The organism is Dysosmobacter sp. Sow4_B12 (genome assembly GCF_052116665.1).
In the GTDB taxonomy this organism is placed as follows: domain Bacteria; phylum Bacillota; class Clostridia; order Oscillospirales; family Oscillospiraceae; genus Oscillibacter.
The window spans coordinates 33,213-46,519 of record NZ_JBQKKR010000009.1; the positions used below are offsets into that span (position 1 = coordinate 33,213).

The window sequence follows — 13,307 nt, forward strand, 5'->3', positions numbered from 1 at the left end:
TTCAATGTGGACCGCAGGCGCCAGCCTTTTCCGCAGGCGCCTTTACAGCTCCAGCTCCAGCACCACGGGACAGTGGTCGGAGCCCATCACCTCGCTCCAGATGTCGGCGTTTTTGATCTTGTCCTTCAGCCGTTCCGACACGATGAAATAGTCGATGCGCCATCCGGCGTTGTTCTTCCGGGCGTTGAAGCGGTAGCTCCACCAGGAGTAGGCGCCGGTCTTGTCGGGATAGAGATAGCGGAAGGTATCCACAAAGCCGCTGGATAAAAGCTGGGTCATCTTGGCCCGCTCCTGGTCGGAAAAGCCGGGATTCATGCGGTTGCTTTTCGGATTTTTGATGTCGATCTCCTCGTGGGCCACGTTCAGGTCCCCACAGTACACCACGGGCTTTTTCCCGTCCAGCTCCAGAAGATACTCCCGGATGTCGTCCTCCCAGGCCATGCGGTAGTCCAAGCGGGCCAGCTGGTCCTTGGAATTGGGGGTGTAGCAGCACACCAGGTAAAACTCCGGGTACTCCGCCGTGATGACCCGGCCCTCGTGGCGGTGCTCATCGATGCCGAAGTCATAGGTCACCGACAGCGGCTCCGCCTTCGTGAAGATGGCGGTGCCGGAGTAGCCGGCCTTGTCGGCGCTGTTCCAAAAGCGCTTGTAGCCCGGCAGGTCGAACGCAGCCTGCTCCGGGCGCATCTTCGTCTCCTGCAGGCAGATGACGTCGGCGTCGGCGAAGGCGCAGAAGTCCAAAAAGCCCTTCCCCAGGCAGGCCCGGAGGCCGTTGACGTTCCAGGATACCAGTTTCATGGCGCATTTCTCCTTTGCTTGCTCCGTTTTCCACATTGTAACGGATATGCGGCGAAAAAACAATTGCCCTACAGGGAAAAATGGGGTACAGTAGTCATACCAATCAGCAAAGGGTGTTGTCAAATGCGCGAAGAAAACGCCGGCGGCCTGCGGAACATGACCGAGGGCTCTCCCGCCGGGCACATTTTTTACTTTGCCCTGCCGCTGCTGCTGGGCAGCTTTCTCCAGCAGCTGTACAACATGGTGGACAGCTGGGTGGTGGGCAATTACGCGGGGGATGCCGCCCTGGCGGCGGTGGGCGTGGGGTTTCCCGTCATCTTCATGTTCACGTCACTGTTCATGGGCCTTTCCAGCGGCGGCACCGTGGTCATCGCCCAGTTTTACGGCGCCGGCCAAATGGACCGGGTCCGGGACGCGGTGGACACCGTTTACACCGCCTTCATGGTCTCCGCCGTCCCCGTCACGCTGCTGGCCCTGGGGCTGGTGAAGCCGGTGCTGCTTTTGATGCAGGTGCGCTCTGACGCCTGGGCGGAGGCGTGGCTGTACCTGGCGGTGGTGAGCGCGGGGCTCATGGGCTCCATCGGCTACAACCTCAACGCCGGCATCCTGGGGGGCCTTGGCAACAGCCGCACCACGCTGCTGTTTCTGGCCATCGCCTCGGGCTTGAACATCGTGCTGGACCTGGTGTTCGTGCTGGGCTGCGGCATGGGCGTGCTGGGCGCGGCACTGGGCACCATCATCGCCCAGGGGTTTTCCTGGCTGTTCGGCCTGGCCTACATCAACCGCCGCTATCCCGCCATCGCCATCCGCCCCTTCTGCCGCCGCTTTGACAGGGAGCTGTTCCGCCAGATCATGGGCATCGGCCTGCCGGCAGGCATCCAGATGTCTTTGGTGGCCCTGGGAGCCATGGCGGTCATGAGCAAGATCAACTCCTACGGCAAGGAGTTCGCCGCCGCCTACAACGTGGGCTCGAAGCTGGACTCCCTGGCCTTTTTGCCGGTGCAGAGCCTCTCCAACGCCGTCACGTCCTTCGTGGGCCAGAACACCGGCGCCAAACGGCCGGACCGGGTCCGCCAGGGCATCCGCGTGACGGTCATCGCCTCCGTGGTCTGGTCCGCCGTCATGCTGGTGCTCATCCCCCTGGGGCCGGCGCTGGTGGGCTTTTTCTCCCGCACGCCCGCCGTCATCCGGTCGGGAGCGGTGTATCTCAAGTGCATCATGCCCTTTTACTTCCTGTTCTCCGTCATGTTCTGCCTCAATAACGCCATGCGGGGCGCGGGGGACAGCCTGTTCCCCATGCTGGACGTGATCTTCTCCCTCATTTTGGTGCGGGTGCCCGCCGTGTATTGGTTCGCCGACCACTACGGTCCGGACTACATGTACTACGGCGTGGGCGTGGGCTGGACCGTGGGCTTCACGCTGTCGGTGGCCTACTACCTCTCCGGCCGCTGGAAGCGGAAGGGAAGCCTGGCGGACGGGGGGTGAGTTCCCGGGAAACGCCCTGTTTTCAAGGGGAAAATCCCGCCGGAATGTTGTAATTTCCCAAAACATTCGATATAATAAGAAACTGTGTAAATCCCGGCCCTCTTCCATTCGGAGCGGCCGATAAAAAGGAGAAAACCATGGAAAAGAAAAAGTTCTATATCACCACGCCCATCTACTACCCCTCCGACAAGCTGCACATCGGCCACACCTACTGCACCGTGGCCACCGACGCCATGGCCCGGTACAAGCGCCTGGCGGGTTATGACGTCATGTTCCTCACCGGCACCGACGAGCACGGCCAGAAGATCGAGCAGAAGGCCAACGAGGCCGGCGTCTCCCCCAAGGAGTTCGTGGACCGCATCGTGGAGGGTCCCCAGGGCGTCAAGGACCTGTGGAAGCTGATGAACATCTCCAACGACCGCTTCATCCGCACCACCGACGATTACCATGTGGCCGCCGTTCAGCGGATCTTCAAGAAGATGTACGACAACGGCGACATCTACAAGGGCGCCTACAAGGGCAAGTACTGCACCCCCTGCGAGTCCTTCTGGACGGAGAGCCAGCTGGTGGACGGCTGCTGCCCCGACTGCGGCCGCCCCGTGGTGGACGCGGAGGAGGAGGCCTACTTCTTCCGGCTGAGCAAGTACGCCGACCGCATCCGGGACCTGCTGGAAAACACCGACTTCCTCCAGCCCCGCAGCCGCGTCAATGAGATGGTGAAAAACTTCATCGACCCCGGCCTGGAGGACCTGTGCGTTTCCCGCACCAGCTTCACCTGGGGCGTGCCTGTGGACTTTGACCCGGGCCACGTGGTCTATGTGTGGGTGGACGCCCTGTTCAACTACGCCACCGCCATGGGCTACCTCAACGACGCCTACGGCGACTATGACCACTACTGGCCCGCCGATTACCACTTCGTGGGCAAGGAGATCGTCCGGTTTCACTCCATCATCTGGCCCGCCATGCTCATGAGCGTGGGCGAGCCCCTGCCCAAGCACGTGTTCGGCCACGGCTGGCTGCTGCTGGACGGCGGCAAGATGTCCAAGTCCAAGGGCAACGTGGTGGACCCCTATATTCTGGCGGAGAAGTTCGGCGTGGACGCCCTGCGGTTCTTCCTCATGCGGACGTTCCCCTTCGGCTCCGACGGCAACTTCTCCAACGAGCTGCTGATCCAGACCATCAACACCGACCTTGCCAACGACCTGGGCAACCTGGTCAGCCGCACCACCGCCATGGTGGGCAAGTACTTCGGCGGCCAGCTGCCCGAGGGCTGCAGGACCTGGGACGCCCCCGAGAACTTTGACACGGACCTCATCGCCATGGTCTCCGCCCTGCGGGACACCTACGAGACCCAGATGGAGGCCTGTGCTCCCCACAACGCCCTGGCCGAGGTGTTCAAGGTCATTCAGCGGGCCAACAAGTATATCGACGAGACGGCGCCCTGGGCCCTGGCCAAGGATATGGAGGCCAACGGCAAGCGCCTTGCCCATGTGCTGTACAACCTGCTGGAGGCCACCCGCGTGTGCGGCATCCTGCTGATCCCCTTCATGCCCGAGAGCATGGAAAAGCTGTTCCGCCAGATCGGCGCCGGCGCCGAGGCCCAGACCTGGGACTCCGCCAAGGTGTGGGGCACCCTGCCCGAGACCACCGCCGTCGTCAAGGGCGAGAACCTGTTCCCCCGCATCGACATGGACAAGGCCCTGGAGGAGCTGGAAGCCGCCGCCGAGGCCGCCAAGAAGGCCGCTCTGCCCGCCATCGAGCTGGAGCCCCAGCTGACGGAGAAGGTGGACTTCGACACCTTCTGCAAGTCCGACTTCCGGGCCGTGAAGGTAAAGGCCTGCGAGAACGTGAAAAAGAGCGAGAAGCTCCTGCGCTTCACCCTGGACGACGGCACCGGCACGGACCGGCAGATCCTCTCCGGCATCGCCAAGTGGTACAAGCCCGAGGACCTGGTGGGCAAGACCCTGGTGGCCATCGTGAACCTGCCGCCCCGGAAGATGATGGGCCACGAGAGCAACGGCATGCTCATCTCCGCCGTCCACACCGAAAAGGGCGAGGAGAAGCTGAACCTCATCATGGTGGATGACTGCATCCCCGCCGGCGCGAAGCTCTGCTGACAGGCTCCATTCTCCGCAAAACGGTGCCCACCGTCGCGGCTTTACGATTCCCGGCCGCTTTCGCAGCCGCCAATCGTGCCGCTCTTGCTCACCGTTGGACCAGCCGGCCGCTTAATACTTTGTATTAAGCAACCGGGGTCCTTCCTCGAAGCTAACTCGCTTTTTCTGCCACAGGCAGCGCTTCGTTAGCTTCCTCGAAACAGGCTCGCTTTTTCCGCCGCTGGCGGCGCTTCGCCTGTTTCCCCGCCGGCGCGAAGCTCTGCTGACAGGCTCCATTCTCCGCAAAACGGTGCCCACCGTCGCGGCTTTACGATTCCCGGCCGCTTTCGCGGCCGCCAATCGTGCCGCTTCCTCGAAACAGGCTCGCTTTTTCCGCCGCTGGCGGCGCTTCGCCTGTTTCCCCGCCGGCGCGAAGCTCTGCTGACAGAACAAACGGGGGACGGTGGAAACCACCGTCCCCTATTTTTGATGGGAGGAATCGCATATGAAATCCGCACTCATTACCGGAGCCGCCTCCGGCATCGGCAAGGCCTGCGCCGTCCGCATGGCCCGGGAGGGCTACGGCGTGGTGGTGGCCGACGTGAACCTGGCCGCCGCTGAGGAGCTGGTCCGGGGCCTGACCGCCCAGGGCCTTTCCGCCATGGCCGTCCACATGGACGTTTCCAGCGAGGAGGAGGTAGAGGCCGGCTTCGACAAGATGGTGGAGGCCTACGGCTCCTGCGACCTGGTCATGTCCAACGCCGGCGTCCAGATCGTCCACCCCTTTGATGAGTACCCCTTCGCCGACTGGAAGAAGATGATGGCCATTCACGCCGACGGCGCCTTTCTGGTGTCCCGCGCGGCCTTCCGCCGCATGAAGGCCTCCGGCAAGGGCGGGCGCATCGTATTCACCGGCTCCGTGCAGACCTTTGTGGGCTCCAAGCTGAAGGAGCCCTACAACTTCGTCAAGCACGGCGTGGCGGGCCTTGCCAAGTCCATCGCCCGGGAGGGCGCCGACTACGGCATCTATACCTACACCATCTGCCCCAGCTTCATCAAGACCCCCCTGGTGGAAAAGCAGATCCCGGAGCAGGCCGCCTCCCTGGGCATCAGCGAGGAGGATGTGGTGAAGAACATCATGCTGCGGGACACGGTGGACGGCCAGTTCACCACCGTGGAGGACGTGGCCAACACGCTGGTGTTCCTGTCCAAGGACCAGGGCGCCCTAACGGGCCAGTCCCTGCGGCTGACCCACGGCTGGGCCATGATGTGATCACAGCCGGAAGGCGCTGACCTCCGTATATACCAGTTTGCCCTCCACCCGGTCGGAGCGCATGAGGGACACCCGGTCTACCCACATGGTGGTGTCCGGCACCGTTAAGCGGGGCTCCGGTCCCCGCCACCGGCGCACCAGGGTGATGTGGGGCCGCCAGGGCCGCCGCTCCACGGGATAGCCCGCCTGCCGCAGGGCGTCCTGCACCCCCAGGGCCAAAGCCTCCAGGCGCGCATTCTCCCGGACACCCGCCCACCAGATGTCATCAAAATGTCCCAGACCGCCCACGGTCAAAGAGACCGCCCCGCCGGTACAGGCCGCCTCCAGCGCCGCCTGTGCCGGCGCCGCGCTTTCCGCCTCCCCCAGGAAGGCCAGGGTCAGGTGCAGGTTCTCTGGCCGGGTGAAGGTGCCCCGCCCCTGGCGGCGGAGGGCCGCCTCCGCGTCCAGCAGCACGTCCCGCACCGCCGGGGAGGGCCGGATGGCAACGAACAAACGCATGGTTTTTTCCGCCTCTTTTCATTTCTGGTGTTGTATCTGATCCTAACATGGTGCTACAATGGTTGCAATGTTTTCAATGCGGGAGATTGGATCATGAGACTGCAAAGCGCGATTTTTGATATGGACGGCACCCTGCTGGACTCCATGTTCATCTGGGACGACCTGGGCGTGGGGCTGCTGCGGCGAAAGGGCATCCAGACGGCGCCGGACCTGCCGGAGAAGCTGAAGGTCATGACGCTGCGCCAGGGCGCCGCCTACTGCAAGGCGGAATACGGCCTTGCGGAGTCCGTGGACGACATTGTGGCAGAGTGCGAGGCCCAGGTGGAGGATTTTTACCGCAACCGGGTGGAGGCCAAGCCCGGCGTGAAAAAATTCCTGTCCCTTCTGAAAATGGAGGGCGTGTGGATGTACGTGGCCACCGCCACGGACCGCCACCTGGCGGAGGCGGCCCTGCGCCACGCCGGCATCGACGGCTATTTCCGGGGGATGCTCACCTGCTCGGAGGTGGGCCAGGGGAAAGAGAGCCCGGAGATCTACGAGCGGGCCATGCGCCGCCTGCGCTCCACCAAGCGGGACACGGTGGTGTTTGAGGACGCCCTCCACGCCATCCAGACCGCCAAGACCGCCGGCTTCCGGGTGTGCGGCGTGTACGACCCCTTCGCCGAGGCGGAGCAGGCGGAGATCCGCCGCATTTGCGATTATTATATCCGCTCCTTTGAGGAAATGTTCGAAACGGAAACGCTGGAATAAAAAAATGACGGGCCCTGCCCGTCATTTTTTTCATGGTCCCTGTAACGTTCCGCTTCTCAAGGGGATATAACAGGGGAAAGGAGGGGCTTCCATGGACGATATGAACGACATTTACCGCCGCCACGCCCAGACCGTCTACAAGTTCCTCCTGGCCCAGTGCCATGATGCGGACCTGGCGGAGGAGCTGACCCAGGAGACCTTTTACCAGGCCATCCGCTCCATCGGCCGGTTCGACGGGTCCTGCAAGGTGTCCGTGTGGCTGTGCCAGATCGCGAAGCACCTGTGGTACCAGCACCTGCGAAAGCGCCGCCGCGAGGCGCCCATGCCGGAAGAGGGCATCGACACGCCCCTGCCCTCGGCGGAGGACGACGCCCTGGACCGGGCGGGACACCTGGACCTTTTGCGCCGGGTCCACGCCCTGCCGGAGCCAGGGCGGGAGGTGGTGTACCTGCGGGTGTTCGGGGGCCTGAGCTTTCGGGAGATCGGCGACGTGCTGGGAAAGACGGAGACCTGGGCGAGGGTGACCTTTTACCGGGGCAAGGAAAAACTGCGGGATGGAGGTGCCTGTGATGAAAAATGACCTGACCTGCGCTGTGGTGCGGGACCTGCTGCCATCCTTTGTGGAGGGACTGACGGCGGAGGAGACCAACCATGCGGTGGAGGCCCACCTGGCGGCGTGCCCGGAATGCACAAAGCTGCGGGAGGCCATGGCCGTGCCGGAGGGGGAGGCAGCCCAGACAGCAAAAGAAGTGGACTACCTCAAGGCCGTGAAGCGGAAAAGCGGGCGGCGGGTGGTGATGGCCATTGTATGTACCGTCTTGCTGCTGGCGGCGGCGTTTGCGGCGAAGGTCTTTATCATCGGAGCTCCGGCGCAAAAGGGGGAATTGGTGGTCCTGGATTCCGTGGAGGAGGACGGCATCCTTCGGCTGTCCGTTTCCACGCCCCTTTCCGCCACCGCTTATTGGGGCTGGCATGTGGACACCGACGGCAGCATTGCGAATATCTCCGCCCGGTCCGTACTGGTGTCCCCGCTGTTTCCCAACGGCGGCGCCGCGGTGGAAGTCCCCCTGGAAGGCGTGACGGAGGTCCGGCTCTGCGGACTGGTCGTCTGGCAGAACGGAGTCGTCATTGAGAACGGCACTGCCCGGCTATATGAAGCAAAAGCCCCCTATGTGGGTGACATTTCCGCCTTGAACCGGGTGGCAGCGGCCTTGAATATTCAAAGTGGATGCGGCCCGTACCTCAACAGCCTTCAGACCTCCCACGAGCCCTATGGCTGGACATTGGAGTTTTCCAATGTCTACACAGAGCAGGACTCTGTCTGGCTGGATGATACCATGGAACACGATTTGGCCCCGCTGATGCTGGCCCTGGTGGACAATCTGGGGGAGGTCTCCTGGACGTATCAGACCCAGGACGGCGCCGCCCGGACACGCACCGTGACCTTGGCGGAGGCGGACGCGGCCCTGCCCCGACCCGTGAAGGACTACGCCGCCACGCCTGCGGACCTGCAGCAGCTTCTCAGCCTGCTGATGCAATGAGAAACTACCCGGAACAGATGGCTCTGTTCCGGGTAGCTTCTCATTTCACATAGAACCGACAGGCAATGCTTTGCCGGTATTCCTCCCCCGCCCGCAGGAGGGGAGAGGGGAAGCTTTCGTGGTGCACGGCGTCGGGGAAAAACTGGGGCTCCAGGCACACGGCGTGGGCCGGGCCGTAGACGGCGCCGCCCTTGCCCTTCCGGGGCGTCAAAAAGCCGGCGGTGTACACCTGCATTCCCGGCAGGGTGGTGGTCATGTCCAGGGCGATGCCGGTGCGGGGGCACCAGAGGGTAGCCGCCGGGGCGCCGCTCAGCACAAAATTGTGGTCATAGCCCCGGCTGGCGGCCAGCTCCGCGCTTCCCAGCCGCTCTCCCAGCCAGGTGTCCTTCCGCAGGTCCAGCGCCGTGCCCGCCGTGTCCGCGATCTCACCGGTGGGCACATTGCCCTCGCCGGCGGGGGTATAGCGCTCCGCCCGCACCCGGAGGCCGTGGTCGAGGACCGGGCCGCCGTTATGGCCCGCCAGGTTATAGTAGGCGTGGTTGGTGAGATTCACCACGGTGGTTTTATTGCTCCTGGCCCGGTAGTCCATGGTGAGGGTGCCGTTTTCCAGGGTGTAGGTCACCTCCGCGTGGAGGTCGCCGGGGAAGCCCTCCTCCCCGTCGGGGGAGTCCAGGGTGAAGGTGACGCTGTTTTCTCCGCAGGCATAGCGCCACAGCTTTTTGTGGAATCCCTCCGCCCCGCCGTGGAGGGTGTTGGCCCCCTCGTTGGCGGTGAGGCGGTACTCCGTGCCGTCCACGGTGAACCGGGCGCCGCCGACGCGGTTGGCGCAGCGGCCGATGGTGCCGCCGAAGCAGGCGTCCTGGTCCCGGTACTCCTCCAGGGTGTCATAGCCCAGGCAGATGTCCGTGGCCCGGCCCTCCCGGTCCGGCACCCAAATGGCCCGGATGGCGGCGCCGTAGGGCAGCAGCTCCACGGTGCAGTTTCCGTCAGTCAGGCGGATGAGGGGCACGTCCTGGCCACGCAGGGTGCCGAAAGGTCTCACTTCATACATTTGACGGCCCTCACTTTACGCTTTCGATGAACCGCAGGAAAGCTTCCCGGCCCTCCGGGGTGCACTTGTAGACGCCGGCGTGCTCCAGCACCTGGGCGAACACCACGCCCACTTCCTTTTGCAGGATGTCCATGGCGTTTTCCCGGGTAAAGGTGTACCGCGTCCGCAGCTCCTCCGCCCAGTCAGCGTGCTTTTCCAGCGCCTCGTCGGCCCGGATGTCCCGGCCGGCCACCAGGGCCTCCGCCAGGAGAGCCAGCTCTCCTTTCAGCCGGGCAGGCAGCACCGCCAGGCCCATGACTTCGATGAGGCCGATGTTCTCCTTTTTAATGTGGTGGAGCTCCTGGTGGGGGTGGTAGACCCCCAAGGGGTACTCCTCGGTGGTGAGGTTGTTCCGCAGCACCAGGTCCAGCTCGTACCGGCCATCCCGCATGCGGGCGATGGGGGTGATGGTGTTGTGGGGCTCGCCGTCGGTCTCGGCGAAGATGAACGCCGCCTCGTCGGTATAGCCCCGCCAGGCCTTCAAAATCTTGTCCGCCAGGTCCACCAGCCGCGCATCGTCCTCACAGCGCAGGCGGATGACGGACATGGGCCACTTGACGATGCCCGCCTCCACATCGGCAAAGCCGGGGAAGGAGACCGCCTGCTCCACAGGGGCCTTCTCCATGGCGAAGGTGTAGCGGCCTCCCTGGAAGTGGTCGTGGCTCAGAATGGAGCCGCCCACGATGGGCAGGTCCGCGTTGGAGCCCACGAAGTAGTGGGGGAACTGCCGGATAAAGTCCAGCTGCTTGCGGAAGGTGGCCCGGTCGATCTTCATAGGCACGTGCTTGCCGTTAAAGACGATGCAGTGCTCGTTATAGTACACATAGGGGGAGTACTGGAAAAACCAGTCCTCGTGGTTGATGGTGATGGGGAGGATGCGGTGGTTCTGGCGGGCAGGGTGGTTCACCCGGCCCATGTAGCCCTCGTTCTCCCGGCACAGCTGGCACTTGGGATAGCCGCTCTGGGGGGCCAGCTTGGCGGCGGCGATGGCCTTGGGGTCCTTCTCCGGCTTGGAGAGGTTGATGGTGATGTCCAGGTCGCCGTAGGGGGTGGGCGCCACCCACTTCACATCCTTTTTGATGCGGTAGCGGCGGATGTAGTCCGTGTCCTGGCTGAATTGATAGTACCAGTCGGTGGCGGTCTCCGGGGACTGGGCATACCGGGCCTCAAACTCCCGGATGACCTGGGAGGGCCGGGGCGTCAGAATGCCCATGAGCTTCGTGTCCAGCAGGTCCCGGCCGGTGACGCCGCCGTCAATGCGGCCCTGGGCCTCCGCCCAGTCCAGGATGCCCGCCAGGGTCTCCTCCAAAGGCCGCTCCCGGGGGGTGCGCTCCTCCCAGGTGTCCAGGTCCAGGGCCTGGCACAGGCTGTTCACCGCCCAGGTGAAGTCCGCCTCTTCCATGAGCCCCGTTTGCAGGGCGTAGCCCGCCAGGTCCGCGATGTACTGATGGATCATGGTATTTTCCTCCTTCTCACGCCAGGCGGACGCCGCCCTCGGGCCGGATGGTCACGATGTGGCAGCTGCCCTGGCCCAGCACGGCCTCGGTCTGTTCCTTGAACCGCGCCAGCATATCCAGCGGCACGAAGGCCTGGGCCGTGCCGCCGAAACCGCCGCCGTGGACCCGGACGGCGCCCCGGCCCTCCAGCAGGCACTCGCACAGGGCGATGGTCACCATCAGCTCCTGGCCCACGGTCTGGCCGGTGGGGATAACGTTCTGCAGGTACATGGCGGAGGAGCGGCCGGACTGGCGCACCAGCTCCAAAAAGCGCTCCACATCCCCGTCCTTCAGCGCCCGGGCCTGGTCCAGGGCCCGCTGGTTCTCCCCGTAGAAGTGGAAGGCCCGGTTCACGGCTCGGTCGCCGGCGGTCTTGCGCACCTGGGGCAGGGCCGCCAGGAAGTCCGCTTCCGGCACCTCCCGCAGCACCTCCTTGCCGAAGCACCGGCACACGGCCTTCAGCTCGTCGGTAATGGCGGCGTACTCGCCGGTGAGGTCCGCGTGGCCGGCGCCGGAGTTCAGGATGCAAAGGGCGTAGCCGGCGGCGTGGAGGTCCAGATCGATACGCTCCACCACCGGGTGCTCCGTGTCAGCAAAGTCGATGGCCACCACACCGCCCACGGAGGAGGCCGTCTCGTCCATGAGGCCGCAGGGCTTGCCGAAGAACACGTTTTCCGCGTACTGGCCGATCTGGGCGATCTCCACGGCGGAGCACTTGCCGCCGAAGAACAACTCGTTGAGCATAGTGCCCACGAGCACCTCAAAGGCGGCGGAGGAAGAAAGGCCGCTGCCGCCGGGAACGTTGGAGGTGAGGTAGGCGTCCAGGCCGGCGCTTTGCAGGGGACAGCCCAGGGCCGCGAAGCGGGCGGCCACGCCCCGGATGAGGGCGGCGGAGGTGTTCTCCTCCTCGGGCTTGGGGGTCAGTTCGTGGAGGTCCACCACGATGAGGGGATAGCCCTGGGACTGCACGCGGATCATGCCGCTCTGGTTGGGGGCGGCGGCGGCCAGGATGTCCAGGTCCACGCTGGCGGCCAGGACCCGGCCGTGCTGGTGGTCCGTGTGGTTGCCGCCCAGCTCCGTGCGGCCGGGGGCGCTGAACAATGCCTCCGGCAGGCTCTCAAAGGTCTTGGTAAAGCCGGCGATGGCGGCGGCGCAGCGGGTGCGGGCGGCCTCGGCGCCCTCGGCGCCGTAGAGGCGGGTCAGTTTCTCCCCAAAGGCGGGGTCTTGGATGCGCGTTTCCAGGCTGATAGGTTCCACAGGCGGTTCCTCCTTATAATGATTCATTATGTTAAAAGTACCAGCTTCCGCCGTCGCTTTCCATGTGCGGCAGTCGCTTTGGCCTGGATTTTTGTTGCAAAACCGATTGCGCCCGTGTATGCTGGAGACAAGACAGGAGGTGAGCGGCTCCCATGACCCAAGATTTCAAATACAGCTTCAAGGCCGCCCAGCGGGAGGAGCTTTCCCTAACGGTGTACAACACCGGCTTTCAAAAGTGCCCACCGGGCTACGGCTGGGGACCCGGCGTCCGGGACCACTATCTGCTGCACTACATCGTCTCCGGCCGGGGCACCTACGACGCCGGCGGCAGGACCTTCGCCCCCGGCGCCGGGGAGGCGTTTCTGGCCTTTCCCGACACGCCCATCTTCTACCGGGCGGACAGGGAGGAGCCCTGGGAGTATTACTGGGTGGGCTTCGCGGGGCCGTCGGCGGGGCTGCTGCTGGCCCAGACGCCTTTTTCCCGGAAATGCCCCGTGCTGCGGCCCGCCGCCGGGGAACAGCTGCGCCAGGCCCTGCTGGACATCTACAAGGCCCGGGGCGGCGACTACCCCAGCGCCGTGCGGATGGCGGGCTACCTCCAGGCGGCCCTGGGCCTTTTGATGGAGGGCGGCGGCCGCCGGGGAGAGGACGCTCTGGAGGACTACGCCCGCCAGGGCGCCGCCTTCATCCAGCAAAACTACTCCCGCTCCGTCACCGTGGACCAGATCGCCCGGCAGGCTGGGGTCAGCCGCAGCTACCTGTACCGGGCCTTTCAGACAGCCTTCGGCTGTTCTCCCAGCGAGTACCTCACCCGCTACCGCATCCAGCGGGCGGCGCAGCTGCTGCGGCACAGTTCGCTGCCGGTGGGCGCCGTGGCCACCTCCGCCGGCTTTGAGGACCCCTTTTACTTCTCCCGGGTCTTTCGCCGGGAAATGGGCGTCAGCCCCACGGAATACCGCGCCGGCAGGCCATAATGCACAACTTTTTTCCCGTTTCCGCCCCGCAAACCCACGGTCTCTCATC

Annotated in this window: 12 protein-coding genes; 7 read left to right on the plus strand and 5 right to left on the minus strand. The window is 64.5% G+C overall.

From position 1 onward, the window contains the following. Window positions 1–42: 42 nt before the first annotated feature. The gene (locus ACTQ4R_RS09140) at window positions 43–798 is read right to left on the minus strand and encodes an exodeoxyribonuclease III (protein ID WP_441627940.1); all 756 of its coding nucleotides are present in this window, start codon (window positions 796–798) and stop codon (window positions 43–45) included. Window positions 799–921: 123 nt separating this feature from the next. On the opposite strand from ACTQ4R_RS09140, the gene ACTQ4R_RS09145 reads away from it, so the two are divergent. From ACTQ4R_RS09145 to ACTQ4R_RS09155, 3 genes are all read left to right on the plus strand, one after another. Further along, on the plus strand, window positions 922–2,283 hold the full coding sequence (locus ACTQ4R_RS09145) for an MATE family efflux transporter (protein WP_441627942.1): 1,362 nt from the start codon (window positions 922–924) through the stop codon (window positions 2,281–2,283). A gap of 74 nt (window positions 2,284–2,357) precedes the next feature. Then, window positions 2,358–4,400 (plus strand): methionine--tRNA ligase, encoded by a 2,043-nt coding sequence (gene metG / locus ACTQ4R_RS09150; RefSeq protein ID WP_441628039.1) that lies wholly within the window; start codon window positions 2,358–2,360, stop codon window positions 4,398–4,400. Window positions 4,401–4,884: 484 nt separating this feature from the next. Then, window positions 4,885–5,652, plus strand: coding sequence for a 3-hydroxybutyrate dehydrogenase (locus ACTQ4R_RS09155; RefSeq protein ID WP_441627944.1), 768 nt, complete (start codon window positions 4,885–4,887; stop codon window positions 5,650–5,652). On the opposite strand, the gene thpR is transcribed toward ACTQ4R_RS09155, so the two are convergent. Next, entirely contained in the window at window positions 5,653–6,150 is a 498-nt protein-coding gene (gene thpR, locus ACTQ4R_RS09160) for an RNA 2',3'-cyclic phosphodiesterase (protein WP_441627946.1), read from the minus strand. It abuts the gene before it with no gap. 93 nt (window positions 6,151–6,243) lie between these two features. Between thpR and ACTQ4R_RS09165 the strand changes: the two genes are divergently transcribed. The 3 genes from ACTQ4R_RS09165 (at window position 6,244) to ACTQ4R_RS09175 (ending at window position 8,441) form a co-directional block, all read left to right on the plus strand. Continuing rightward, window positions 6,244–6,900, plus strand: a complete 657-nt coding sequence (locus ACTQ4R_RS09165; RefSeq protein ID WP_441627948.1) for an HAD family hydrolase — start codon at window positions 6,244–6,246, stop codon at window positions 6,898–6,900. 91 nt (window positions 6,901–6,991) lie between these two features. After that, a complete protein-coding gene (locus ACTQ4R_RS09170; protein WP_441627950.1) occupies window positions 6,992–7,480 on the plus strand; it encodes an RNA polymerase sigma factor in 489 nt (162 codons plus the stop codon). Continuing rightward, a complete protein-coding gene (locus tag ACTQ4R_RS09175) occupies window positions 7,470–8,441 on the plus strand; it encodes a DUF4825 domain-containing protein (protein ID WP_441627952.1) in 972 nt (323 codons plus the stop codon). The genes ACTQ4R_RS09170 and ACTQ4R_RS09175 overlap by 11 nt, the downstream gene beginning before the upstream one ends. A 40-nt stretch (window positions 8,442–8,481) precedes the next feature. On the opposite strand, the gene ACTQ4R_RS09180 is transcribed toward ACTQ4R_RS09175, so the two are convergent. From ACTQ4R_RS09180 to ACTQ4R_RS09190, 3 genes are read right to left on the minus strand one after another with little or no spacing between them, the layout of a single operon-like run. Then, window positions 8,482–9,492, minus strand: a complete 1,011-nt coding sequence (locus ACTQ4R_RS09180) for an aldose epimerase family protein (RefSeq protein WP_441627954.1) — start codon at window positions 9,490–9,492, stop codon at window positions 8,482–8,484. Between the two features lie 10 nt (window positions 9,493–9,502). After that, complete coding sequence (galT, locus tag ACTQ4R_RS09185; RefSeq protein ID WP_441627956.1) at window positions 9,503–10,987, minus strand: UDP-glucose--hexose-1-phosphate uridylyltransferase; 1,485 nt, start codon at window positions 10,985–10,987, stop codon at window positions 9,503–9,505. A 16-nt stretch (window positions 10,988–11,003) separates the two neighbouring features. Next, window positions 11,004–12,284, minus strand: coding sequence for a galactokinase (locus ACTQ4R_RS09190; protein WP_441627958.1), 1,281 nt, complete (start codon window positions 12,282–12,284; stop codon window positions 11,004–11,006). A 152-nt stretch (window positions 12,285–12,436) separates the two neighbouring features. On the opposite strand from ACTQ4R_RS09190, the gene ACTQ4R_RS09195 reads away from it, so the two are divergent. Then, a complete protein-coding gene (locus tag ACTQ4R_RS09195) occupies window positions 12,437–13,258 on the plus strand; it encodes an AraC family transcriptional regulator (protein WP_441627960.1) in 822 nt (273 codons plus the stop codon). Window positions 13,259–13,307: the final 49 nt, after the last annotated feature.